The organism is Planktothrix sp. FACHB-1365, from assembly GCF_014697575.1.
GTDB lineage: Bacteria > Cyanobacteriota > Cyanobacteriia > Cyanobacteriales > Microcoleaceae > Planktothrix.
Genome location: NZ_JACJSC010000001.1, coordinates 813,562 through 838,418, shown reverse-complemented (window position 1 = coordinate 838,418; position 24,857 = coordinate 813,562). Strand labels below are relative to the sequence as shown.

Below are 24,857 nucleotides of genomic sequence, written 5' to 3'. Positions count from 1 at the left end.
CCTCCTTAATTTTTATAATTAGCAGTATGTTCTTGTAAACGTTGAGCAATATCGGGATTATAAATTCTGAGATAATTCCAGTAATTTTCAAACACCGATTTTACATAACCTTGGGTTTCAGGATAAGGAATTTTGACTACAAATTCATCAGGATCTTGAAAACCAAATCGTTTCAGCCAATCTGAAACCGCACCAGGGCCAGCATTATAACTGGCGACGGCTAACATTGAATTATTGTTATATTCTCGATGGGTAAAATCCAGATAATAAGTTCCTAAATTGATATTGTCATTGACATTTTCTAAGGAATAATCTGTTAATTTAATTTGTTTAGCAACATCCGCCCCCGTTTCTGGCATCACCTGCATTAATCCCGTCGCCCCGACAACAGATTTAATTTGAGGCATAAATCGGGATTCTTGACGAATTAAAGCCGTTACTAAAACCGGATTTAATTGCCGTTCTTTTGACCAATTAACAATGGTTTCTAAATAGGGAAAAGGATATAATGCTTCCCAATAAGCGGGTCTTTGTTTTAAGTCTAAATATTGCGATCGCTCTTGGGGATCATCTCGCCGACTTAAACTCGATAACATCCAAATTCCATCTAAATTATCCCCCACTCCCATTCGCATTAAACCATCGGTATATTGTTCAGAAACCGAAGGCTGCATAGGATTTTTAAACTCCGTTTGCCATAGCGTCCAAGCCTCTTGATTTTGCCCTAACGCATACAGTTCTTGTAATATTTTAGAACCCGCCGGAGGCACTTCTCGAATCTCAGGATGTTCAACATGGGGAGAGAGGGGTCGAACGGTGGTAAAATCTCCCACAGGCCATCCTAAATGCACCGCAGAACGCCAAGCATAATAAGAGGAAGGATAACGTACAATTAAATATTCATAAGCTTTTTTTGCCTCTTGAGAATTGCCGATTTTCTCTGCCCATTTCCCCACCCAAAATGTGGCTTCTGGAGCAAATTCACTATCAGGATTCTTCAGTGAAACTTGTTTAGCCCAGTCGGATGCTACTTGTAAATTCCCGGCTTTTACTGCTTGTTGGGCGAGTTCCCAACGCAATTGGGCGGCGGCTTCAGATTCACTATATTGGCTGAGTAATTGTTGACGAGTTTCGGAAGCAGATTTTTCCGATCGCATTTGATCTAAGAGTTTAGATTTATCTAATAAAGCCTCGGCTGCATGGCGGGGAAATTGAGAAATCACTCGATCTAAATACACTAAAGCGTCTTTTTGATCGGAAAGTCTGGATAATCTTAATAAACCAAATCCGGCATCTTCTCCTTGGGGATCAATCTCATTGGGAAAGGTATTAATTAACTGTTGATAAGCAATTCGAGACTCAGGAATTTTATCATCTAACCATAAGCCTCTGGCATGACGATAGAGATTTTTAGAGGTTTTTGGGGCTTTGGAATAGGCGATCGCGGCTTTCCCATAATCTTGTTTTTCCCAATAGCCAAAGGCTATAATTTCCCATTGTTCCGGTGTGAGTTGGTTGCCAAATTTTGCCTTTAATTGTTCTAAATAAGTTCCATAGTCTTTTAAATATAATCCATGTTGGGCAATTAATAACAATAAGTCAGGTTGGTTCGGATTTTGTTTCAGGCGACTTTGAGCAATTTCTAGGGTGCGGGGATGACTGGGAAATTTTGCGATCGCTTGATCCCAATATTGAGGATTTGTTTTTCCTAAAGCAAATAACGCTTCTACAACAACAGGTTGATCACCATAACCTGCTAACAATTCCTGCCAAGTTTTTTCAGCTTTTTCCGGCTCTCCCATTTGTTCATAAGCTTGCGCCCGTTTAACTAAAATCTGACCCGCCAATAAGGGATAATCTTTCTCTAATCCTTCTAATAATTTGAGTGCCGTTTCCGGGTTTTCCTTTAAAGAATCGCTGGCTAATAAATATCGCGCCCGACTGGTTTCTAGGGAATCATTTTTAGTTTTGGCGATCGCTTCTAATTCGGGTTGACGTTGAGAAATCGGCAATAAAGCCAGTTTTAAAACTTCCGATTCAGGAGTTTGTGAAACAGAAGCCGGAGTTTGCTGGAATGATTTTTTCCACTCTTGAAATTGAGTGAGGGGGAAAAATACACCCACCAACAAAGCCCCAGACGCGATCGCTGGCAAAATCCAAACTTTCGAGATTCGTCGCTTAATCATGATGGATGCTTAAAAAGAACAGAGCGGAAAAATAGACAGAGCAATTCTAATTTTAACTTACCTGATTTCCCAATAGCAGGATTCTCGCTGTCTTCTCACTCGCTGACGAGGGGGGTTTCCCCACCCTGACAACTCCTGTTATAGTAGCGATTCGCTCCAGAGAATGGCAAAATTGAAAGGGTTTGGCTTTTATTCGCCATATTACCTGCACATCTAATACAGTTGTAGGGGTTCGGTTTTTAGGAGGTTGTGCCAATTCCATGAATATCCAAGAGATTTTTGCCAAGGGTGGGCCAGCAATGTGGCCTTTGCTGATTTTGTCCATCTTATCGATGACTGTGATTGTAGAACGCATTTGGTTTTGGATTACCACCCTCACCAAAGAAAAGCAAATCGTCAACCGAGTGATTGATTCGGCGCGGCGAGGACAATGGGGAAAAGCCCATCAAATTGCCAAACAATCCAGCAATCAACCCATGGGACGGTTTCTCTATGCACCCCTGCGGTTACAGTCTCCAGACCCGGAGTTATTTCGCTTGGCCTTAGAAGCCGCAGCCGATGAAGAATTAGCCTTCATGCGTCGGGGAGACAAAGTTTTTGAGGCGGTGATTGCCATGGCCCCACTATTGGGACTCTTGGGAACCGTATTAGGGTTAATTAACTCTTTGGGTTCAATTCGCTTAGGAGATATTGGCACTTCATCGTCTGCGGATGTTACTTTGGGCATTGCAGAAGCGTTAATTTCAACCGCAACAGGATTAATTGTTGCCATTTTGAGTTTGGCTTTTTATCGATTTTTTCAGGGTTTAATGTTTGGTCAAGCTAAAATCTTCCGTAAAGCCGGAAATGAATTAGAACTGCTGTATCGTCAAAATTGGCCCTATGCAAAATCTCAGTTACAAATTCCTGAAACCGAAGAGGAAGAAGAACAGGAAGTAGAAACAGAAGAACCGATTTTCAAACATTTGTTCGTAGACCCAGACAATAATCATAACGCTGCGGTAGAACCCCCAAAAACAATTAAACCGGGAGAACCGTCTGAGGTTTTGGATGAGGAAGAAGATAAAAAATAAACGGTTTTAACGGCTAATACTGCCTTTTTCCTGAAAAAACAAGACATTAATCACAAAACTTTTATGAAAATTAGAACCGATTCAACCGTTGATGAAGCCAGAATAGAATTAATTCCCTTAATTGACGTGGTGTTTTGTATTCTCACGTTCTTTATTTTGGCTTCCTTACAATTAACTCGTCAACAAGCCATTAATGTGGATTTACCCAAAGCCAGTACCGGGGAAACCCAAATGCAAAAAATGTTAATTGTGGGGATTGATACGGCTGGACAAACTTATATTGAGCAACAACCTGTTAATCAAGATCAATTAGACCGAACCTTATTACGATTTCGTCGTTGGAATCCCAGTGGCTTAATTGTGTTATATGCCCCGAAAGAAGCCCGTTACAACGATGTTGTTCGGGTTTTAGATCGTTTGAGGGCAATTGGTGGGGAACGGGTCGCCCTGGCGACGTTACCCAGTTCTCAGGAAATTCAACCGCCCACAAACCCCTTAAATCCTAGCGTAACTCCTCCTGCCAATCCGTCTAATATTCAGCCTCCCTTTGCCCCAACAACGCCTAATTCTGGCGATGCTTTACCCCCCATTGTGCCCCCCTTACCCAACCCGCCTAATAGTCTTCCGTCTCAGGATAGTCCAGTTTTAACTCCTTCTATCCCCCCCTCGGATAACGCTAATCCCTTTGTCCCTCAAATTCCTCCGGCTAATAATACCCTTCCTTCTGAAGATCAAGGACAACGGAGTTTTTAATTCAACAGATTCACCTGTTCTCACGGGCAGATCTTAATCAAGATTCAGGAGTCAAATTTATGATTAACACCCTAACTTTCTGGGGGGTTTCTATAACTTGAAATCATGGTTTTTGCTAAAGTCACTAATGGCAAACCGGGAGGATAAATTCCTTCTTCTTTAATACTGCGAATACTCGCTTCGGAAATGGGAACTTTCAGATAATTTGCCACAGATCGTACCACATCCCCCCGATCAATCATACCTGCTACGGCTCCAGCCGGAGATAATACGGTAATCCGGCGGAGTTCTTTCTCTTCCATAGCATTAATAACTTCAACTAATGAGGCTTTTTCCGATACGGTAATCAGTTCATTCAGGGGTTGAATAATTTGATGTAATTTCTGAATATCCCATTGACTCCGTTCAATAATTCGCAGCGCCTCGACCGACACTAACCCTCGATACCGACCATTAGAGGCAGCAAAATATACGGGAACAACATCAACCCCAATTAAATACTCATCCGCAAATTGACGTAAGGTTAAATCAGCATCTACAACTCGAAATTCACGGGTCATGGTATCAACTGCTTTAATCTTAACTAAGGCTTCTTGTAGATCCGTGAGGCGATTATAGGAACCCGCATTTTGTAACACAAACCAGCCAATTAAAGCAATCCATAATCCACCATAACTTTTAGCAAATAAAACCGCCGATAAGCCGAGGGAAATTGCTAAAATTCCTAAAAATTGACCTGTTTTTGCTGCCCAACGAACTCCGGTAAACCGATCTCTTGTAAGTTTCCAGATTATTGCTTTGAGGACTTGTCCGCCATCGAGGGGCAACCCTGGAATTAAATTAAAAATGCCTAAAACTAAGTTAATTCTCGCTAATTCTTGAATCAGGGAATAAATTAAACTTGAAGTCGGTAAAAATTGGACAATCAGATTTAGAATAAAAAATAAGCTAAAACTCACCAGAGGCCCAGCGATCGCCACTTGAAACGCTTGACCTGGTGTTTTGGATTCTTGATCAATGGAAGCAACCCCTCCAAAGAGAAAAAGGGTAATCGAATTCACTCGAATTCCTTGGGATTGAGCCACTAAACTATGGCCAAGTTCATGTAAGAGCACTGAAGCAAATAACAACAATGCAATCGCTAAACCAGCAATCCAAGATAAATTCGGCCCCCATTGAGAATAATCTTGGCGATTGGCGACTGTAAATAACAAAACAATCACAAACCAAGACGAATCAACAAAGAGTGGAATTCCAAATAAAGATCCAATCCGCCAACCTGCCTGCATGAGATGCCTTTAACTCCGTTTAGATAAGGTGGGTTTAGCCTCCCTGTTAACAGTGTATCAAGAACCTCAAGCTCTTGAAGTTATTGTTAATAACGCGAATCGCGCAAGCTGTTAATTCTTGAGCCTGCGCTTAATTCGCATGGGCAGGTTAGAAGGTTGAACCGAGAATAACAGAGAAAATTTCAGGAGGGTTAAATTTCCTGATTGTTTTTAACTTTGCTGGGGAAACTGCTCTTATAGAACTCCAGCGTTACCTAATGCTAAAATTACCCCAGCCCCTAAAATATGTCCAAAGCTTGCCGTTGCCAATAATTCAGGAACTCCAAATCCTGTAAACATCCGAGGTAAACCGGGTAAATCTGGCCCTTTGCCCCGATTTTCTTTAGAAATGGCGTAGAAACCGATGAAAATCGCTAACAAGTTACAGACAATCATAACAATTGCCACGCTGGGAGACCAATTAACGGTGGTGGGAACTGTCCCTTTTATCGACATTAGTAAAGAAGTGTAAATCAAGTTTGTATCTCCTGATGAATTGACAAATTTGTTAATTGCAAGGAATGGACTGGATCTTTTCCTAATCGTTAGCCGTTGAGGAATGACCGTCTTTAACTTTCAGGATTATAGAAATCTGATTGTAAAAACGTCTAATTTGTTGAAAAAGTTAATATTTCATGTAAAATTTTGATACGAATTGCCACCAGGAATCAGACCGTAAACTCAATAGGAAAAGGATGAATGCGAATTAAAATTTGTGGAATTACCCAACCGGATCAAGGGTATGCGATCGCTCAACTGGGTGTTACTGTGTTAGGGTTTATCTGTGTGCCTTCTTCCCCTCGTTATGTCACATCCGCACAAATTCGCAATATTTTAAAGGATTTACCGAACGCTGTTCAAACGATTGGGGTTTTTGCCAATGCCAGTTTAGAGCAAATTCATCAAACCGTGATAGAAACGGGATTAACGGGTGTACAACTTCATGGTCATGAATCCCCGGATTTTTGCGATCGCTTACGTCAAATATTACCCCAAATAGAATTAATCAAAGCATTCCGCATTCAATCTCAAGCAACATTACTCCAAACCCAAAACTATTTTAACTGTATTGATACCCTCTTATTAGATGCCTATCACCCTCAACAGTTGGGGGGTACGGGTCACACCTTAGATTGGCAAAGTTTACAACAATTTTCTCCCCCTTGTTCTTGGTTTCTTGCTGGAGGATTAACCCCTGATAATATTCAGGACGCCTTACAACAGTTAAAACCGGATGGGATTGATCTTTCAAGTGGCGTTGAACGTTCTCCCGGTGATAAAGATTTAGCGAAAGTTCGTCAATTATTGAAAGCGATAGAAAGGGTTTTATTAGAATTAAAAACGCCTAATATTGCGTAGAATTAGATTTTAAACCCTGTTAAAAAACATTCAATTTTTATTAGTATAAAATTTCTATATTACTTCTATGATCTCACTTTCTTCCCCAGTTCAATTAATTCCTGACCCCGATGGTTCCTTGCGATTATTAGCAAGTGATACCTCCGAATATATTACCTTATTTCAAGGAGAACTAACAGACTATCCCGATGGACTTTGGAGTTTAGCCGGAGACGATCAAATTACCGGAAGTATCGATCATGAAAATATCTTTGCTAATCAAGGTCAAGATAGCGTTTATGGCGGAGAGGGAAATGATCAAGTCTTTGGTGGTCAACAAAATGATCAGATTTTTGGAGAAGCCGGAGATGATTTTCTCCGAGGAGATATGGACAATGATTTCATGGATGGTGGAAACGGAAATGATCAATTATATGGGGGTAAAGGAGACGATCAAATTTTCGGTCAAGCGGGGAAAGATATTCTATCGGGGGATTTAGGAATTGATACCTTAACAGGAGGAGAAGGCGGTGATATTTTTATTCTCAGAACCGATGAAGCCAACTCCAACCCACAGCAAGTTGATGTGATTGCCGACTTTGAATGGTTTAGCCAAAATGATAAAATTGCATTAACAGATGGGCTAACCAATGCTGATTTAAACTATCAACAATTAATGGATTATGAAGGCGATGGTTTAGTGAACGATACCGTGATTGTCCTCGTTCAAACTCAGGAAATCTTGGCTGTAGTTTTAAATGTTGATGACTTTGCATTAGATGGCGTTTTTCTCGCCGCCAACTCCCTCAATTTCTTGTAAACTCACCCCCTCTTTCCCCAGCCTATCCCTGAATTTCCTCTTGTCCAGATACTTCCTCTAAATCCATGACGGGAGACTCCTTCTGTAAGTGTTCCATAACAGATTTGAGAGAACTGCGGGGAATATAAGGCCACCCGCCTTGGGATTCAATCTCTCGCAATAAATGATAAAGTTGCTGACGATTATCGGGTAAAGATTGTTGAAACAGACTATCTCGAATGTCTTGGTGTAACTGTTCTAAAATTCTGAGTATCGCCAAAAGCTCCAGACTATTTCCTTCCGCCGTTTTCGCCAATGTCCAAACCTCATCCGCTAAGGATTCAAGCTGAGTTAACGACGCTGATAAATCCAATTGAGTGTGACTATCCATAATCAATTAAAACGTTCTTCTCTCCATAAATTGGCAGACCCCCACTTCAAGATTGCGATCGCCAAATCAACTTAAGTAGTTTAACTGATCTCCTGTTCCCTGTCTCCCGTCTTCTTCCCCCCAGATTCCACCGCGCTTTTGCTTGCGAGTGAACGAATTTGTACTTGTGGTAAAAAAAAGAGTCACAAGCCGTGTAAAATCTCTATTGGGTTATGTTTCAGCTACCCAATAGCTCCCTGATTCAACGTGACTAACCCCGTTGAAGCAAAAGTCCTTATGTCTTTAGACCGAGGAGTTTGAGAACGCACCCCTAGAAGTGTTCCCATTTGTGGCTTTGTCGCCGAAAACGATTTCAACGCCACAATCCTAATTTCACATATCAATTTTGGATATTGAGGTTGACAATGAGATATCGCGCTTTGGTTGCTGCACTGTTAGCAATCTGTTTAACTGTAATCACCGCTTGTTCTGATGGCCCACAAGCCAAAGATCCTAAGTTACTGACCTATGATGATATTAGAAATACAGGATTAGCTGTAAACTGTCCGACCTTACCGGAAACAGCACGAGGTTCTATTCCTCTTGATCCGAAGAAATCCTATAGTCTGAGTGGTCTGTGTCTGCAACCCACCAACTATTTTGTGAAAGAAGAACCCAGCAATAAACGCAAAGAAGCTGAATTTGTTCCGGGTCGTCTTTTAACTCGTTTCACTTATAGCTTAGATCAAATCAGTGGTAATCTTCTGATTGGTTCCGATGGAAAACTAACCTTTCAAGAAAAAGATGGAATTGATTTCCAACCCATTACGGTTTTATTACCCGGTGGTGAGGAAGTTCCTTTCCTGTTTACCGTTAAAGGCTTAGTCGCAAGCTCTAAAAATGCAGTCAGCAGTATCAATACCTCTACGGATTTAAGTGGAGCTTTTAACGTTCCCTCCTATCGAGGCGCTAACTTCTTAGATCCCAAAGCTCGTGGGGTGGCTTCTGGCTATGATAATGCTGTGGCTTTACCCGCAACCGCCGATGAAGAAGGTTTAACATCGGCTAATGTCAAGTTGGCGGATACAAAGGTCAAAGCGGGTCGTATTTCCTTACAAGTTTCTAAAATTGACGGCGAAACTGGAGAAGTTGCTGGCATTTTTGAAAGTGAACAGCCTTCTGATGACGACTTAGGTGCCAAAGAAGCCTTGGCTGTCAAAGTTCGGGGTGTGTTCTATGGTCGCATTGAATCTGCCGTCTAAGCTAACCTATCCATAAATTGATCTCTTCATGAGAGACTTTGAGGTTGGAAGACAGGGGGATTGACGGTTATCTATTTCCCGTTCATCGTTGACCATCCCTTGACAATGGCTTGACGGTTAACGGGTCAGGGGTAACGGTTTAACCCTCTATCTTCCGACACCCAGACCCTAAACTCCGCTCTGATCAGCTTTCCTGAATCAGGAGTCTTGGTTAGAGGGTCTATTGACGATTAAGTCAATCCATTAATTTGTATAAAAATCTTGTGTCAACCCCAGAAGTAGAGCTAAAATAGTATATTGTTGCCCTTAATCTGTATAAATTGATTCAAGCTAGGCTTCCAGGGTACTTCCCCAAAGTCCTCGTTTAGTGCACAGCCTCGACCCCATATTGACTGTAGTATCTAGGTTAAGCGTTCTGTCTTTCCCAGGTACTCCCCTCTAACCTCACTTCCCATATTAAGCCGAGTGTGGTCAAGATTGATACTGAACTCATTAGCCAGCCCTACCAACGCAGGATCTTGTCATGCCTACTCAAGTCATCAACTATCCCAGAAGCGAAAGTTTGGAACTGTTACGCCAATATCAACAGTTTCCTTCTAAGGATGTCCGTAACCGGATTGTCCAGTTAAATATTGGATTAGTGCGTAAGGAGGTACACCATTGGGTAAACCAGTGTACCGAAAGTTATGAAGACTTACTTCAGGTCGGGTGCATCGGCTTGATTCGGGCCATAGAAAGATTTGATTTGTCTAAAGGTCATGCCTTTAGTTCCTTTGCAATTCCCTATATTCGGGGTGAAATTCAACACTACTTAAGAGACAAAAGCCCCTCGGTTCGAGTTCCCCGTCAATGGTTGACTCTGCAACGGCAATCCTTGAAGGTGATTCAACAACTCCATGTAGAACTGAAACGGCCCCCCACCGATGCCGAAGTCGCCGAAGTATTGAGGATTTCGGTAGCAGAATGGAACGAAGTTAAACTGGCTAACCGCAATCGTTCTTTACTCAGTTTAGATGCTCCCATTCAAGATGAAGAAGAAGGGACAACTTGTTTAGGGGAATTAGTTCCCGATAGTCGCTATCGTAGTTTTCAGTTAGCTCAAGAAGATCAAATTCGGTTACAACAAGCTTTAGCTAAATTAGAAGACGGAACCCGAAAAGTGTTGGAATTTGTATTCCTCTATGATTTCACCCAAAAAGAAACCGCAGAACGTTTGGGAATTAGTTCCGTCACGGTTTCTCGTCGGGTGAAAAAAGGCTTAAGTTCCTTACAAAAACTCATGGCGGGTGGCGAGTAGCCCAGTCCTGATGCTCCGAGTCTTCCCATCCCTAAAATTTCAGAAACACTAAAATAAAGACACCCTGATTTGAATTGGGGCATAACTGTTAAAAGGGATTGGGCTTGTGGATTTAATTCAAGATCGGCTACTGACAACGATGGCAATCTACCAAAATCAGGTGGATTACCTAGAAATTCGGTTACAACAAAGTGAATCAACGGCTATCGCCTATCGAGGTTCCCAAATCGATGCCGTGAACCGCAATTTTTCCCTGGCTGGAGGAATTCGAGCTTGCCAGAAGGGAGGATGGAGTTTTGTGACTTTTAATGGTTTAGATGAGTTAAATAACCGTGTTGAGGAAGCCATTTCTCAAGCTCATTTAGTCGGGGAAGAAACCACCGAACTCGCCCTTGTTGAAGGAATTATTGATCAAGTTAATGTGGAATTGAAACGTGATCCCAGGGGAATTTCGCTCCAAGAAAAACGTCAACTGATTGAAAATTATAACCAATTGCTGTTAGATTTTGATCCTCGAATTCAAACAACCACTGTAAGTTATACCGATCAATTTAGTCAGACTTATTTTGTTAATTCCCTAGGAAGTTGTATCACCCAAGAACGGTTAGATGTTAATGGTAGATTTGGGGCGGTTGCTAGAGGAGAAGGGGGCATTATTCGTCAAGGATTTGAATCCGTTGCCTCTCGGTGTGATTATAACGTGCTTCAGGGCATTGAAGAACGGGTGCAAAGTGCAGCAGAACGGGCGATTCGGCAGTTAGAAGCGAAATCGGTTAAAGGGGGTCAATATACCGTTGTTTTAGATCCCTATTTAGCTGGGGTGTTTATTCATGAAGCCTTTGGTCATTTATCAGAAGCGGATTTTGTCTATGAAAATCCCCGAATGCAGGAATTATTAGAATTGGGAAAACCGATGGGAATTGAACAATTAACGGTGGTTGATGACGCCACCATTCCTGACCTTCCCGGTTCAATTTGTTATGATGATGAAGGGGTTCAAGCTCAACGCAAATATTTAATTAAAGATGGAATACTAACTCAACGGTTGCATAATTTGGAAACGGCCGGAAAAATGAAAGAAAAGCCAACAGGAAATGCTAGAGCGTTAAGTGCAACCTATCCTCCGATTGTGCGAATGACCAATACGGCGATTGAAGCGGGCGATCGCACGTTTGAAGAAATCATTAAGGATATTGAAGAAGGGGTTTATGCCGTTAGAATGTTGGGAGGGCAAACCAACGGGGAAATGTTTACCTTCGCCGCCGCCGAAGGCTATATGATCCGCAACGGTGAAATCGCTGAACCCGTGAGTGATGTTACCCTCAGTGGCAATGTGTTTCAAACCCTCAAAGATATTGAAGGGATAGGAAATGACTTGCTTTACACCAATGGCGGCTGTGGGAAAGGGGGACAAATGCCCTTACCTGTCAGTGTTGGGGGGCCTCATGTTCGGATCAAAAATGTAGTGGTCGGGGGTCGTTAATTAGAAAGCCACTATAAAGCCTGGTGATGTTGATTCAACCAGGCTTTGGGGAAATTTTTAATCATATATTCTTCTAGGACTAAGGTTAACACGACTGGGTTTCACCACTGCCTAGCTGAATGCAGGTATTGTTTGACAGAAGATCTTTCTAAATTTGGCGCATTTCGGCTTCGAGAAGACGGATCAGATTTTCATCTCCATTGGTTCTAGCAACTTCCAGACGATGTTCTAATCTTTTTTGGATGTTAGCCCGGTGGACATCGGAGAGTTTAACGGAATTTCTGCGTGAGTTTTTGTTCAACATGGACTTTTTTTAATAATCTTTTGTGCTTACTCCTCTATTATATCCCCCCTTTCGCAAAATTTGGATGACATTGCTGCAAAATCTTAAAATTTTGTAACGTAAGCTACAGCTTTATTTCAAAAATCTGGATCGAGTATTTCTACTTACAACCTTTAGGCTGATTCATTGGATAGTCTCAGCTTGCTCTCGGCTCTTGATGATTGAAATGTATTAAACGGGACTGGGCGGACTTGAACCGCCGACCTAGCGCTTCAGATTTGTGTGAGTTTCCCCACTCTCTGGACTATCCCTTCACCCTAGGCTGATGCTGCCGGTAGGTGGTGGCCGTTATGTCTCAAGAATAAAATCAATTATTCTGTAGAACCAGTCTCTGCACCTTCTTTCCTCCATAAGAGGTAAAGCTTGGCTCAAGATTACCTTATCTGTTCCCAGACTTAGGCTTCCTTGAATTTGACCACATTCACTCACGAGGTTTCCCCACATGGTGCCCGATTGTTCAGGAGGCGCTTGCTCTATCCACCTGAGCCACAGCCCCAAATTGACACTATTTCTATATTAGCATGATTTTATACAATAAGTTCCTTTTGTCGTTTTTGGCGGAGGAAAATAATCATTTTTTGATCTTCATCTTTAATATGATCAATCAGCCAATGGGTCAAAAAATGAGAGACATTGATGCTAAGTTCTGAACTAGATTCTGTCTTTTCCTGTTGATTAAACTGTTCTACTTGTTCCCGCAGCCGTTGATGTTTGGCTTTATGTTCCGAATAGCCCGGATAGCCATAGTGGAGCATAAATTGTTCTTCCGTCTCGAAATGAATGGTTGTGTAATTCCTCAAACTCTTGAGGGTTCGTTGGATTAATTCTTCTGCTCGTCCTGTCAGCATCGCAGTATTCAGTGCATTAATCGCATGGAAAAGGCTTTTATGTTGATCATCAATCAAAGTATAACCCGTTTCATATTTGGAATGCCAACGGGCAATCTCAAACTGGGAAGAAAGTGTAACGGAGGACTGAGTAGAATCTGAATGAGGCTTAAACCAATAGCCGTGACAGCAAAATCTAATCATTTTTCGATCTTCATCTTTGATGTGATGAATTAACCAATCGGTTAAAAAATGGGAGACTTCAATGGTTAACTGAGATAGGTTATTGTAATTTTTATGTTCAAATTCTAAAACTTGAGTTTTGAGAGCTTCATGCTTAATCTGATGTTGTTGATAACCCGGATAGTTGTGGCGAAGCATGAATTCTTCTTCAGTATCAAAATGAACAGTTGTGTAGTCTTTTAAACTCTCCAATGTTTTTTGGAGTAACGCTTCACCCTGTCCCTCTAACATGGCATTATTCAGGGAATTGATGATACTAAATAGACTTTGATGTTGTTCATCAACAAGGTGATCCCCTGTTTCATATTCGGGTAGCCATTGCGCGAGTGTAATCCCCATAAAATCAACTCCTGAAGTCGTCATTTTAGTCATTCAACCGTTGACTCAGTAATAGTCTGGAAGAAATTTAAAAATAATTCAGGGCCCTTAGCCTTAATTGAGTCTATACCTCTATAGTACAGGATTATCAAAAAATCAACATTATTAAGAATCTTTAAGTGAATGCGATCGCCCGAAAAACTGCTACTCAAATTTCCCCTACAACTCCAACAAATAAGAGGATTAGCGCTGGCGCAATTGATCAAGACTCGCTATATAATAGGATTTAACAATAACTGGAGCTAAAATTATGATCAAAATTATTAAACAATTAACCCTTGTTTTTTGCGCTATTTTTCTGTTAAGTGGCTGTGTTCGATATGATGTCGGAGTAGAATTTCAGGATCAAACCCACGGTCAAATTGTTCAAAAGATTCAATTAGGAGAACAATTGACCAGCTTTAGCCATGACGTTGTAGATGAATGGATATCTACGATGGAACAACAAGTTAAACAGTTAAAAGGGAAAACCAAACGACTCTCTAAACAAGAAATTTTAGTGACAATTCCTTTCTATAATGGTCAGGATTTAGAGAAAAAATTCAATCAATTCTTTAATCCCGCCGAATTTAAACCTAAAAAATCCAAGAAGCAATCTACTATCGAACTTCCTCAATTTTCTTCAAATTTTAACGTTAAACAAAATAATTTTATTTTTGCCTTACGCAATCATCTCAGCTTAGAATTAGATTTGCGATCGCTGTCTCTACTCTCCACCTCAGATAACGTATTAATCAGTTCAGGGAACTTATTAGAACTGCAATTTGTATTAACAACGCCTTGGGGTGCAACGGTGATCAATCCAGTCAGTCTTTCTGACCCATCGAGTGAACCGTTGTTAGTCAATGTTGAGTCTAATGGAAAACAGGTCATTTGGACACTCAAACCCGGAGAAATTAATCACCTCGAAGCCATGTTCTGGGTTCCGAGTCCGATTGGAATAGGAACGGTTTTAATTATTATAGTAACGGCTTTAGGAATTTACCTGAAATCGAGTACCTACCCCAAGATTAAAACAGAGCAACCTCCGATTCCGACGAAGGTTTAACCCGATTCAACAGCTACAAAAAGCCCTAAAAACGAAAGTTTTGGTTTACAATAGGTAGACATTAAGTGAACTACTGAGTTTTGTACCTTCAGTGATTTCAGGCGATTCTATTCTTTCGAGTCCTGATCCGCTCTCTAACTTTCCCCTGGCCGTTGCCACCCCTCAAGATGCCTTAACGGCTCTATCCGAGGGAATTGCACTCCTAATTGACTTGGCGCAGAGGGGAGAAATTGATCCTTGGGATGTTCAGGTGATTGATGTCATTGATCGTTATCTCAGTAAACTGACACCTCCAGAGGAATCAACCTCTAGCAATAATTTTACCGAGTTGTCCCAGTCGGGCCAAGCCTTTTTGTATGCCTCTATGCTCGTCTTGCTCAAGGCGGATAGTTTGATGGCAACGGAAATAGACCCAAATGCCAGCTTATCCGAAGCAGAAGAGTTCCTAGAACCAGAAGAGGAAGGCAATGGCATTCAACGGCCCCAACAACTGGAACGACAACTGCGACGACGGGCCGTTGCCAAAATTCCCCAAAAACGGCGAGTCACCTTGTCAGAATTGATTGAACAGTTGCAACTGATGGCCGCCACCATCGCCGCCCAAAAAGCTCGCCCCCGTCCCCGTCCCAGTACCGCCAAAACCAGATCAACAACCGCAAAGGCGATCGCTGAGTTGGCCCACCAGGAAAACTTAGTGGAAATGGCCGCGCAAGTAGAACGACTTTTGAATCTCGAAGGAGTACAACAGAGTCAGGAATGGTTTGAGCTTGACCAGCTATTAGCCCTGTGGTTACAGACGAAGCCACCGCAACCCCCCCCAGCTTCGGAAGAAAACCCGGTTCACTTAAGTCCAAATCATGATCGGGTGGGGGTGTTTTGGGCCTTATTATTATTATCGGCTCAATCTAAAGTCGAGCTAGTCCAAGAGGAATTTTATCAAGACCTTAAAATTCGCTCTCTGACTGAGCTATCACCAAACTCTTAAATTCTTTTAACGACAACTTTTCAGGAATCTCTCGGATCAATCCTAATAAACCTTGATAGGCTATTAATTGATCAGGATTTCCTAGATCAGATTGTAATATGAAGTCATGCTTCTAGGACAGTGTTGCGTAAACAAAAAGCCAACTGATTTTGATCCATGAGTTGCATCTCATTTGATAACTTTAAACATAGCTTAGGGTTGAGGAAGTGAACATGAAAGCCATGATTTTGGCCGCTGGAAAAGGAACTCGTATCCGTCCCATTACTTATACGATCCCCAAACCTTTAATTCCTATCCTGCAAAAACCAGTAATGGAATTTTTGGTGGAATTACTGCGAATGCACGGGTTTGACCAAATTATGGTCAATGTTAGCCACTTAGCAGATGAAATTGAAAACTATTTTCGAGATGGTCAACGGTTTGGGGTTCAAATTTCCTATTCCTTTGAAGGAAGAATTGAGGAGGGAAATTTAATCGGACAAGCCTTGGGTTCAGCCGGAGGGATGAAACGAATTCAAGATTTTAATCCCTTTTTTGATGATACTTTTGTGGTGTTATGTGGGGATGCGTTAATTGATTTAGACTTAGCAGAAGCGGTGAGATGGCATCGAGAAAAAGGTTCTATTGCCACCATTGTTATGAAATCTGTTCCGAAAGATCAAGTCTCTAGTTATGGGGTTGTTGTTACGGACAAAACGGGTCGTGTTAAAGCTTTTCAAGAAAAACCTTCCGTAGAAGAAGCTCTCAGCACAGATATTAATACGGGGATTTATATTTTTGAACCAGAGATTTTTAAATATATTCCATCCGAGTGTGAGTATGATATTGGTAGCCAATTATTTCCCCATTTAGTCGAAATTGGTGCTCCTTTTTATGGCATTTCTATGGATTTTGAATGGGTGGATATTGGCAAAGTGCCCGACTATTGGCAAGCGATTCGCAGTGTGTTATTAGGATATATTAAAAACGTCTCGATTCCCGGTCATCAGGTGTACCCAGGAATCTATACGGGGTTAAATGTGGCTGTCAACTGGGATCAAGTCAATATCCAAGGCCCGGTTTATATTGGAGGGATGACTCGTATTGAAGACGGAGCAACGATTATTGGCCCGACGATGATTGGCCCTAACTGCTGGATTTGCAACGATGCTTATGTAGACAATAGCGTGATTTTTGAATATTCTCGTTTAGGCCCAGGAGTACGTTTAGTCGATAAATTGGTATTTGGGCGCTATTGTGTAGATAAACTCGGTGCTTCCATTGATGTCCAAGCGGCGGCTCTCGATTGGTTAATTACAGATACCCGTCAAGTGTTTAATTCAGATTCTTCTGAACGACAAGCCATCGTCGATTTATTGGGTAATTCTTAATCTAAGCGGTGTCGGTGTCCGGTATTCGGTATCCGTCACCCGTCGCCTTTCTCCTTGTTAATACTCAACAAAAACTGCTGATGTCTTCTTTGATTTGTACTCAATCTAAGTTTATTGTTGCTGAACCGGGTGCATCTTACTCTCAAGATAATTCCGGTAATTCTGTTTTGGGTTCAGAACGATTTGTTGAAGTATTAGTTTATTTTGGTTCAAGTCAAACAATAACAGATCTAAAAGATATAGAGCCACCTAAACTTTATACTTATAGATTTTCATTACAAATGAATTTAAAACTAGGGTGTATTGTTACCATTCCAGTTAGAAATCAACTGAGAAGAGGAATAGTTATTAGATTTATTGAACAACTTTCACCTAATTTAAAGCTTGAGGAAATAAAAACAGTAGCATCTGTTGATAAAGGCTATTTACCTGAAAGTTTATGTAAGTTACTGACAGAAATTTCTAATTATTACCAGATCGATCTAATTGAGGTTATTCGGACATCTTTACCTCCAGGCTTATTAAGCACACCACAATTGCGTATTCGTTTGATTAAAGATGCCCTTCCTCCTGGTGCTTGTGAACTTTTAAGAACATCTGCTAAAAAAATAATTTCTTTGCTGTTAGAACAAGATCATGATTTAAGTTGGAAAGAAGTTAGTGAAAAAGTAATTAATGCTCAACAAGGACGAAAAGATTTATTAGATCGAGGTTGGATTGAACTTTATTCGGATGATTCTAATCGTCCGAAACCCAAACTAAAAACAGCTATCTGTTTAGCTGTTGATCCTTTTGTAGTAGAAAAGCTACATAAACGACATCGTGAAATTCTTATTTTTCTCAAGAATAACGGTAGTGAAATGTGGTTAAGTAATTTTGTTAAGGCTTGTAATACAATCCATAATACTATAAAAGTTCTCGCAGAAAAAGGTTATATTGAAATTGAAGAAAGGGAAGTTTTAAGACTCGCTCAAGAATTAGAACAAGCTCAAGATCAGCCTAAACAATTAAATCATTCTCAATTAAAAGCTCTGGAAATTATCAATAATCTCAGTGGCTATTCTCAAGTTTTATTACATGGCGTAACCGGATCAGGAAAAACAGAAGTTTATTTACAAGCGATCGCACCTGTTATAAACCAACAAAAATCAGTTATTCTCTTAGTACCTGAAATCGGTTTAACTCCACAACTTACTGATCGAGTCCGCGCGCGTTTTGGTGATAAAGTTTTAGTTTATCATAGTGGTTTTCAAACAGAACGTTATGATACTTGGCGACAAATGTTAACAGGGGATGCTTATATTATTATCGGAACTCGTTCAGCAATATTCGCACCCTTACCGAAATTAGGATTAATTATTTTAGACGAAGAACATGATAGTAGTTTCAAACAAGATCAACCTTCTCCCTGTTATCATGCTCGAAAAGTAGCGCAATGGCGGGCGGAATTAGAAAATTGTCCTTTAATATTAGGATCAGCAACTCCGTCCTTAGAAAGTTGGTTAGAAATTAAACACAAAACCCAACAAAATCGGTTTTATTTATCCCTTCCTGAACGCATTCAAGCCCGACCCCTTCCTCCGATTAAAATCGTTGATATGCGCCAAGAATTGCGTCAAGGAAATCGATCTATTTTTAGTTATGATTTACAAACCGCCCTACACCAACTCAAAGAAACTCGCCAACAAGGAATCTTATTCATCCATCGTCGAGGACATAGTACCTTTGTTTCCTGTCGCAGTTGTGGTTATGTGATGGAATGTCCCCATTGTGATGTATCCTTAGCGTATCATCACGAACATCCCGATGCCGCCCAACTGTTAAGATGCCATTATTGTAATTATAGTCAACTGTATCCCCAACGTTGTCCTGATTGTGACTCTCCCTATTTTAAACATTTTGGCAGTGGAACGCAACGGGTAACAGAAGAATTAAACCGCCTATTTCCTGAGTTAAAATGTATTCGATTTGATAGTGATACCACCTCTCGAAAAAACGCCCATCGTACCCTATTAACTCAATTTGCGAATGGAGAAGCCGATCTATTAGTGGGAACCCAAATGTTAACCAAAGGGTTAGATTTAGCCTCTGTTAGTTTAGTCGGAATTGTATCCGCCGATGGGTTATTACATTTATCAGATTATCGGGCTAGTGAACGCGCCTTTCAAACCTTAGTCCAAGTCGCAGGACGAGCAGGAAGAGGAAATGATCCAGGGCAAGTGATTTTACAAACCTACACCCCCGAACATCCTGTTATTCAAGCGGTACAACGTCATGATTATGAATCCTTTGTCGCCACAGAATTACAACAGCGACAGGAGTTAAATTATCCGCCCTATGGTCGTTTAATTTTATTACGGTTAAGTAGTTTTAATCAGCAAGATGTTGAAGAAACTGCCAAAAAATTAGCAGAATTTTTATTAGAAAATAATCTCAATACTGATTTTGAATTATTAGGCCCTGCTCCCGCCCCTATTCTTCGGGTAGCCAATCGTTATCGCTGGCAAATTTTAATTAAAACGTCTCAAGAATCTTCTATTATTTTACCTAAATTCTCTGAGTTTAATTCCAGTTCTGTTTATATTACCATTGATATTGATCCTTTGCATTTGTAGAGACTTTCTTAAAAACCCTGCGATCGCATTAAATTATATAATTAAGGAGCCGTGTGAGGAGAAACTTTCAAGCACGGTTTTCAAGACGAGTCGCAGAAGTGACTCTCCAACTTAGTTGACCCCCATTTTGCACCGAAGGTGAAATTCTATGACTGATCCCACAGTGGCTTTAACTCAACTCAAAGTCGCCGAGAAACGGGAATATGTAGTTTATATTCCCTACTATGATGAAAAAAAACGTAAATATTTACCTTATTCGATTAGCCTTTATAAAGAAAAAAGTTTAGAAGGCGCTCGTAATATTGATGGCGGAGATGGTATTCCTTTTGTAGCAACATGGAACGTCTCTTCGTTACCTGCGGATTTAACCCGTTGTCGGGTTCAGTTTGATGGTAATGCCGATCTCAGTTATGAGGTGATCCTGTCCAACCATGAGTTTATTAAGTATTTAATTGAAGTTTTGCAAAATTTTAGTCGGACTCGGACGATTGATTTTTCTCAGGAGTTCTACAAACGGCTCTTGCATTTGGATCATTAATATTGGTTGTTATTTATCGTTTAGGTGTGGAAACCTCTGCGGTTGCGGTTGCGTTCACTCACTCGTGATCGGTTCAATCAGCAGGTGAGTTTCCTCCCTAGAACAAACCCACCCCCCGTTGTTGTATTCATCAATGTTAATCCGTTGACCCATTAAAACCCCTCCTCGCCATTAAAAAATTAAAAAATCAAGAAAACCCCAAAGTTTAAGGAATGGGGTTAAGGATTCACCCTACAATAGAAAAGCTATTGTTCAACTATCTCCATTTCCTTTACAAAGGCTCCTGACTCTAGGATTTGAAGAGTTTAGACCGCTAAAGGAAAATGTCATCATTTGTTGAATTTAATGAGATTAAATTGAGGAGTAAATTGCGTGGCTGAATCCGTCAAGTATTTATTAATCGGGTCAACAGAGCCTTACACCGGGAAATCGACAATTGCCTTGGGTATGGCTCATCTGTTTCAGGGTAAAGGCTTAAATATTGCTTATGGTAAGCCTTTAGCCACCGATTGGAGTGATGGAGATGAAAAGAACGATGCTGACCTTCAGTTCGTGGCTCAAACGTTAAAATTGTCTGGGGAGCAACTGCGATTCCCTATTTTGACTTTGGATGAACCAACCATTCATCGGCGTTTGCTGGGTGAAGATCAAGCTAACTATAGTCAAGCCCTCATGGCCTATCGACAAAAATCCTCGGCGGATTTAATTTTACTTGAAGGGCCAAGAACCTTGCAAGAGGGACTGTTATTTGATTTATCTGTACCTCAAATGGCCGAGCAATTGGATACTGACGTTCTGTTGGTCGCTCGTTTACATTCTCACCTGGCTGTGGATGATTTGCTATGCGCTCAACAACGTTTAGGCGATCGCTTATTAGGTATTGTTATTAATGATGTTCCCCCAGAAGAGCTAGAAATTACAACCACTAAAATCCAACCGTTTTTGGAAGCGCAGGGAATTCCGGTTTTTGGGGTGATACCGAGAAATCCAATTTTACGCAGTGTAACGGTTAAAGAATTAGTCAACCAGTTGAAGGCTCAGGTACTTTGCTGTAAGGAGCGCTTAGACTTGATGGTCGAAAGTCTCAGTGTTGGGGCGATGAATGTCAGTTCGGCTATGAAGTATTTTGATAAATCTAGCAATATGGCTGTGGTCACCGGAGGCGATCGCACCGATATTCAATTAGCGGCTTTGGAAAAATCTACCCACTGTTTAATCCTCACGGGTCAACTTCCCCCCGCACCGATGGTATTAAGTCGGGCTGAAGATTTAGAAGTTCCGGTTTTATCGGTTGATCTCGATACATTAGCAACGGTAGAAATTATTGATCGCGCGTTTGGTCATGTTCGCCTCCATGAACCGATTAAAGTGGAATCAGTGAATCAACTCATGAAAGAACATTTTCATCTGGATCGCTTTATTCAACGGTTAGGAATTTCTTTTCCCGTATCCGTGATGAATTAAGATTATGAGCAAGGTGGGTGAGGTGATTGTAGGGACGTTGTACACAGCGTCTCTACTCAGGATTAAATGTTATAGTTTAAGATATATTCTAAGTTAATTCTAACCGTTATGGATACAATAATTTCCTTACCGAATCCCCTAGAATTGCAAATCGATTCAATCTTGATTCTAATTATTTTTTAACTTCAAATTCACGCGATTTCGATGAATAACAGCTTCAGCAGAATTAGGTTGCATTTCCAAGGCGACACCATAGGAACGATTTGCATCTTGATAACAATTCATTTGTTCAAAGGTCATTCCTCGACGAATCCAAGCTTGATAATAGTCGGGTTTTCGTTGAATAATTTTGTCATAAACAGTTAACGCATCTTGATAGCGTTGGGCTGATTCTAAGGCTAATCCCCATTGTAACCAAGTAGAATAGGATTCCGGCCAAATTTTCACCGCTTGCTGAAAAGCTTCTGCTGCTTCTAAATACTTTTCAACCTTTTCTAAAGTTTTCCCTAAATGTACCCAGACCTCAAAATTATCGGGTTGTACCCGAATCACTTTTTTATAAGCAATAATCGCCTCATCATAGCGTTCTAATTTTTCTAACGCTTCCCCCCGTTGTAATCCCGCTTTTGTTGCTAAGGCGGTATCTTCTGTGGTCATTTGTACCACTTTATCGTAGGCAATTAACGCTTCTTCAAACCGATCTAATTTTTCTAACGCTTCTCCTCGACAATTCCAAGCATCCAGAAAATCCGGTTGAATTTGCAAGGCATTATCATAGGCAATAATTGCTTCTTGATATTGTCCGAGTTCACACAGGGTTTTGCCTCGACCTAACCAAGCTTCAGGAAAATTAGAGTTTAATTGGGTTGCTTTATCAAAGGATGCGATCGCGGCTTGATATTGTTTTAAATCTAATAAGGCTTGAGCGCGACTAATCCAAATCGCAGCCGAATCAGGATTAATTTGTAAGGCTTGATTTAAACAATTTAAAGCCTCTTGATGGTGTTGATGATGCAGCAACGCCATGCCTTTATAAAACCAAACTTCATAATCCTGGGGTTGCAGTTGAATGACCGTATCATAGGAGGTAATCGCTTCTGCATATCGCCGTAATTTTTGTAAAGCAATTCCTCGATTAAACCAGGCTTGATAACTCTTGGGTTGCAATTGAATGGCTTGTTCATAAGAGGCGATCGCATCGGCATATTTCTGTTGACTTAATAACATTTCACCCCGATTAAACCAAGCTTCATAATTAGCAGGCTGTAATTGAATTGCCCGATCATAAGAAGCCACCGCATCGCTATAACGTTCTTCATTCATTAAAGCATTGGCTTGATGATACCAAATCGAAGAAACATTCGGTTTAATTTCAATAGCTCGTTTATAAGAAGCTGCTGCTGCTTTATATTGTAATAACGCTTCTAACGCTAAACCCCGTTCATACCAAGCTTCAAAATTTTCCGGTTCAATAGTAATCGCTTTATCAAAGGAAGCCACCGCTTCTTCACATCGTTCTAATTTAGCTAAAGCAATACCCCGAAACGTCCACGCCCAATAATCTTCTGGTTTAATTTTAATCGCCCGATCATAGGACGCTAAGGCATCTTTATAACGTTTTAATTTCCGCAAACTATTTCCCCGTCTTAACCAGGCAGAATACCAATCGGGTTTATAATTCACCGCTTGATCATATCGTTCAAAGGCGAATTCATAGCGTCCTAATTTATAAAATCGATTGCCTTTATTATATTCAGGCCATGCTTTAAAAACGCCTAAAAATCCTAATTTAGAGGCGGGTTGACTGGGTGGAGGAGAGTCCACAGGAAACAGGGAGGGGGTTAACTCTTCCGACATGGGCTGTTTGACTCCTGACCAATGAGTGCTAATATCTTCTATCCTACGGTGTCAAGTTGATTAAACAATCCCCCCTATTGTAGCCAACGGGGGAATCGAGAAGCGGAAACGGCTGAATTATTTCTTAACCCGACATAGTAACCAACGCAGAGAGATGGGCGGGTTTTGGATGGGGATAATATCTCGACCCTGTGACCAATGTTCAAACCAATTGGTAGGGGGCCAAGCTTCCGGGGGTAGATGAGCACGTTCATATTCATAAACTGACTCATCGGATATCAGTTCTAGGGGTAAACTTTTTAACAGCAGATTAATTTCAGGACGGGTAATCAAGTATGACCATTGAATTTGCCCCATTTCCCGCACTTTATTATTGGGTTCATAGTTGTCATGGGTGATAAACGTATTGAATAAAATTAACCCCCCAGGAACAACTGCATCACACACTTTTGTTAATAGAGTTTGGACATCCTCTAAGTTGCGAAAATGGGAAATCACCTCTGCAATTAAAGCTAATCGATAATAATTAGCTGGCAAAACTAAAGCCGGGTTGAGAATATTGCTTTGAATCACCCGAATGGGTAAGTTGTTTTCTTTGGCTTCCTTGGCAATAATTTGAGCAAAGTCTGGGGTCAGTTCGACAGCATCTACGGGATGTCCTTTTCGCGCTAAAGGCAGAGTATTACGACCTACACCCGCCCCAATATCTAAAATGGGACTGCGGGCTGGGTCCGATAACTCGGACACGACCGCCATTAATTTGGCATCGGGATGTGACCCAAACAACGGCCCTTCACGGGTGGTTAACCAGCGTTGATATTTATTTTCTAAAGAGGCTACTTCCGTTGTCACCGTGATTTTTAATCCACTGGTTAATCCGTGGGTGGGGTTAGGGGGTTCATATTTAAACACTAAACGAGCATGGGGTGAAGCTTGATATCCTTCATTGAGTTTTCGTTCTACAAGCTGACGTAACCCATTTAATTCATCTGAGGTAAAGTTCTGCCCCAATGCGATTAACAAAGCGTTAAACTGACTCATATATTCCTCTAGCAAAGCAGGGGCACAAGGAAGCACCAGTTGTCCTCGTGCAGAAGTCAGTCGTTTCACTTTTAGCAAAAGTGCTTTTTCAATTAGATTTTGATCATTGACTGTAATCGGTTGATTCACGGCTACCACGAATACAATATCCTCTTAATGCTGTATAGTAACTTGCCCTGTTGTTCTAATGTATCGCAAATGGGAGCAAGAAGGGACAAAAATCACTCATCGAATCGTTGGTGTCTGGATGAATTGCGGG

General features: G+C 41.0%; 21 protein-coding genes. 13 read left to right on the top strand and 8 right to left on the bottom strand.

All coding sequences use genetic code 11. From position 1 onward, the window contains the following. Positions 1-5: 5 nt before the first annotated feature. A complete protein-coding gene (locus H6G57_RS03530) occupies positions 6-2,186 on the bottom strand; it encodes a transglycosylase SLT domain-containing protein (RefSeq protein WP_190516015.1) in 2,181 nt (726 codons plus the stop codon). 260 nt (positions 2,187-2,446) lie between these two features. Between H6G57_RS03530 and H6G57_RS03525 the strand changes: the two genes are divergently transcribed. Together H6G57_RS03525 and H6G57_RS03520 are read left to right on the top strand one after the other, a co-directional pair. Continuing rightward, the gene (locus H6G57_RS03525; RefSeq protein ID WP_190516014.1) at positions 2,447-3,259 is read left to right on the top strand and encodes a MotA/TolQ/ExbB proton channel family protein; all 813 of its coding nucleotides are present in this window, start codon (positions 2,447-2,449) and stop codon (positions 3,257-3,259) included. 63 nt (positions 3,260-3,322) lie between these two features. Beyond that, a complete protein-coding gene (locus H6G57_RS03520; protein ID WP_190516012.1) occupies positions 3,323-4,012 on the top strand; it encodes a biopolymer transporter ExbD in 690 nt (229 codons plus the stop codon). 71 nt (positions 4,013-4,083) lie between these two features. On the opposite strand, the gene H6G57_RS03515 is transcribed toward H6G57_RS03520, so the two are convergent. Further along, positions 4,084-5,301 (bottom strand): site-2 protease family protein, encoded by a 1,218-nt coding sequence (locus tag H6G57_RS03515; RefSeq protein WP_190516011.1) that lies wholly within the window; start codon positions 5,299-5,301, stop codon positions 4,084-4,086. Between the two features lie 234 nt (positions 5,302-5,535). After that, the gene (gene psaK / locus H6G57_RS03510; protein WP_190516009.1) at positions 5,536-5,817 is read right to left on the bottom strand and encodes a photosystem I reaction center subunit PsaK; all 282 of its coding nucleotides are present in this window, start codon (positions 5,815-5,817) and stop codon (positions 5,536-5,538) included. 222 nt (positions 5,818-6,039) lie between these two features. Between psaK and H6G57_RS03505 the strand changes: the two genes are divergently transcribed. Both H6G57_RS03505 and H6G57_RS03500 read left to right on the top strand, forming a co-directional pair. After that, the gene (locus tag H6G57_RS03505; protein WP_190516007.1) at positions 6,040-6,699 is read left to right on the top strand and encodes a phosphoribosylanthranilate isomerase; all 660 of its coding nucleotides are present in this window, start codon (positions 6,040-6,042) and stop codon (positions 6,697-6,699) included. 67 nt (positions 6,700-6,766) lie between these two features. Then, complete coding sequence (locus H6G57_RS03500) at positions 6,767-7,498, top strand: calcium-binding protein (RefSeq protein ID WP_190516006.1); 732 nt, start codon at positions 6,767-6,769, stop codon at positions 7,496-7,498. 22 nt (positions 7,499-7,520) lie between these two features. Here the strand turns inward: H6G57_RS03500 and H6G57_RS03495 are convergent, their stop codons facing one another. Further along, positions 7,521-7,868 (bottom strand): hypothetical protein, encoded by a 348-nt coding sequence (locus tag H6G57_RS03495; RefSeq protein ID WP_190516004.1) that lies wholly within the window; start codon positions 7,866-7,868, stop codon positions 7,521-7,523. A gap of 404 nt (positions 7,869-8,272) precedes the next feature. Between H6G57_RS03495 and H6G57_RS03490 the strand changes: the two genes are divergently transcribed. The 3 genes from H6G57_RS03490 (at position 8,273) to H6G57_RS03480 (ending at position 11,889) form a co-directional block, all read left to right on the top strand. Next, positions 8,273-9,109, top strand: a complete 837-nt coding sequence (locus tag H6G57_RS03490; protein WP_190516003.1) for a photosystem II manganese-stabilizing polypeptide — start codon at positions 8,273-8,275, stop codon at positions 9,107-9,109. Between the two features lie 523 nt (positions 9,110-9,632). Continuing rightward, entirely contained in the window at positions 9,633-10,406 is a 774-nt protein-coding gene (locus H6G57_RS03485) for an RNA polymerase sigma factor SigF (protein ID WP_190516002.1), read from the top strand. Positions 10,407-10,545: 139 nt separating this feature from the next. Next, positions 10,546-11,889, top strand: coding sequence for a TldD/PmbA family protein (locus H6G57_RS03480; RefSeq protein ID WP_199313969.1), 1,344 nt, complete (start codon positions 10,546-10,548; stop codon positions 11,887-11,889). Between the two features lie 148 nt (positions 11,890-12,037). On the opposite strand, the gene H6G57_RS03475 is transcribed toward H6G57_RS03480, so the two are convergent. Together H6G57_RS03475 and H6G57_RS03470 are read right to left on the bottom strand one after the other, a co-directional pair. Next, positions 12,038-12,193 carry a hypothetical protein gene (locus tag H6G57_RS03475; protein WP_186440394.1) on the bottom strand — a complete coding sequence of 52 codons (156 nt, stop codon included), beginning with the start codon at positions 12,191-12,193 and terminating at the stop codon, positions 12,038-12,040. 566 nt (positions 12,194-12,759) lie between these two features. After that, positions 12,760-13,641: a bacteriohemerythrin gene (locus tag H6G57_RS03470; RefSeq protein WP_206756686.1), complete on the bottom strand. Its 882-nt coding sequence runs from the start codon at positions 13,639-13,641 to the stop codon at positions 12,760-12,762. A gap of 289 nt (positions 13,642-13,930) precedes the next feature. On the opposite strand from H6G57_RS03470, the gene H6G57_RS03465 reads away from it, so the two are divergent. From H6G57_RS03465 to H6G57_RS03440, 6 genes are all read left to right on the top strand, one after another. Further along, positions 13,931-14,728, top strand: a complete 798-nt coding sequence (locus H6G57_RS03465) for a DUF3153 domain-containing protein (protein ID WP_199313917.1) — start codon at positions 13,931-13,933, stop codon at positions 14,726-14,728. Between the two features lie 145 nt (positions 14,729-14,873). Further along, positions 14,874-15,713: a segregation/condensation protein A gene (locus H6G57_RS03460; protein ID WP_190516311.1), complete on the top strand. Its 840-nt coding sequence runs from the start codon at positions 14,874-14,876 to the stop codon at positions 15,711-15,713. Between the two features lie 212 nt (positions 15,714-15,925). Beyond that, the gene (locus tag H6G57_RS03455; protein ID WP_190515998.1) at positions 15,926-17,083 is read left to right on the top strand and encodes a sugar phosphate nucleotidyltransferase; all 1,158 of its coding nucleotides are present in this window, start codon (positions 15,926-15,928) and stop codon (positions 17,081-17,083) included. 80 nt (positions 17,084-17,163) lie between these two features. Then, the gene (priA, locus tag H6G57_RS03450) at positions 17,164-19,698 is read left to right on the top strand and encodes a primosomal protein N' (RefSeq protein ID WP_190515996.1); all 2,535 of its coding nucleotides are present in this window, start codon (positions 17,164-17,166) and stop codon (positions 19,696-19,698) included. 148 nt (positions 19,699-19,846) lie between these two features. After that, positions 19,847-20,236 (top strand): type IV pilus biogenesis protein EbsA, encoded by a 390-nt coding sequence (gene ebsA, locus H6G57_RS03445; RefSeq protein WP_190515995.1) that lies wholly within the window; start codon positions 19,847-19,849, stop codon positions 20,234-20,236. 372 nt (positions 20,237-20,608) lie between these two features. Further along, positions 20,609-21,700, top strand: a complete 1,092-nt coding sequence (locus tag H6G57_RS03440) for a DRTGG domain-containing protein (protein WP_190515993.1) — start codon at positions 20,609-20,611, stop codon at positions 21,698-21,700. 168 nt (positions 21,701-21,868) lie between these two features. Here the strand turns inward: H6G57_RS03440 and H6G57_RS03435 are convergent, their stop codons facing one another. Both H6G57_RS03435 and H6G57_RS03430 read right to left on the bottom strand, forming a co-directional pair. Next, complete coding sequence (locus H6G57_RS03435) at positions 21,869-23,557, bottom strand: tetratricopeptide repeat protein (protein WP_190515992.1); 1,689 nt, start codon at positions 23,555-23,557, stop codon at positions 21,869-21,871. Between the two features lie 117 nt (positions 23,558-23,674). Next, the gene (locus H6G57_RS03430; protein WP_190515990.1) at positions 23,675-24,736 is read right to left on the bottom strand and encodes a class I SAM-dependent methyltransferase; all 1,062 of its coding nucleotides are present in this window, start codon (positions 24,734-24,736) and stop codon (positions 23,675-23,677) included. Positions 24,737-24,857: the final 121 nt, after the last annotated feature.

Bases quoted from the DNA above. Each gene is read 5' to 3' on its own strand.
- H6G57_RS03500 (WP_190516006.1), top strand. From the start codon at position 6,767: ATGATCTCACTTTCTTCCCCAGTTCAATTAATTCCTGACCCCGATGGT.
- H6G57_RS03475 (WP_186440394.1), bottom strand. From the start codon at position 12,193: ATGTTGAACAAAAACTCACGCAGAAATTCCGTTAAACTCTCCGATGTC.
- H6G57_RS03520 (WP_190516012.1), top strand. From the start codon at position 3,323: ATGAAAATTAGAACCGATTCAACCGTTGATGAAGCCAGAATAGAATTA.
- ebsA (WP_190515995.1), top strand. From the start codon at position 19,847: ATGACTGATCCCACAGTGGCTTTAACTCAACTCAAAGTCGCCGAGAAA.
- priA (WP_190515996.1), top strand. From the start codon at position 17,164: ATGTCTTCTTTGATTTGTACTCAATCTAAGTTTATTGTTGCTGAACCG.
- H6G57_RS03485 (WP_190516002.1), top strand. From the start codon at position 9,633: ATGCCTACTCAAGTCATCAACTATCCCAGAAGCGAAAGTTTGGAACTG.
- H6G57_RS03530 (WP_190516015.1), bottom strand. From the start codon at position 2,186: ATGATTAAGCGACGAATCTCGAAAGTTTGGATTTTGCCAGCGATCGCG.
- H6G57_RS03480 (WP_199313969.1), top strand. From the start codon at position 10,546: ATGGCAATCTACCAAAATCAGGTGGATTACCTAGAAATTCGGTTACAA.
- H6G57_RS03525 (WP_190516014.1), top strand. From the start codon at position 2,447: ATGAATATCCAAGAGATTTTTGCCAAGGGTGGGCCAGCAATGTGGCCT.
- H6G57_RS03495 (WP_190516004.1), bottom strand. From the start codon at position 7,868: ATGGATAGTCACACTCAATTGGATTTATCAGCGTCGTTAACTCAGCTT.
- H6G57_RS03465 (WP_199313917.1), top strand. From the start codon at position 13,931: ATGATCAAAATTATTAAACAATTAACCCTTGTTTTTTGCGCTATTTTT.
- H6G57_RS03470 (WP_206756686.1), bottom strand. From the start codon at position 13,641: ATGGGGATTACACTCGCGCAATGGCTACCCGAATATGAAACAGGGGAT.
- H6G57_RS03515 (WP_190516011.1), bottom strand. From the start codon at position 5,301: ATGCAGGCAGGTTGGCGGATTGGATCTTTATTTGGAATTCCACTCTTT.
- H6G57_RS03455 (WP_190515998.1), top strand. From the start codon at position 15,926: ATGAAAGCCATGATTTTGGCCGCTGGAAAAGGAACTCGTATCCGTCCC.
- H6G57_RS03435 (WP_190515992.1), bottom strand. From the start codon at position 23,557: ATGTCGGAAGAGTTAACCCCCTCCCTGTTTCCTGTGGACTCTCCTCCA.
- H6G57_RS03490 (WP_190516003.1), top strand. From the start codon at position 8,273: ATGAGATATCGCGCTTTGGTTGCTGCACTGTTAGCAATCTGTTTAACT.
- H6G57_RS03505 (WP_190516007.1), top strand. From the start codon at position 6,040: ATGCGAATTAAAATTTGTGGAATTACCCAACCGGATCAAGGGTATGCG.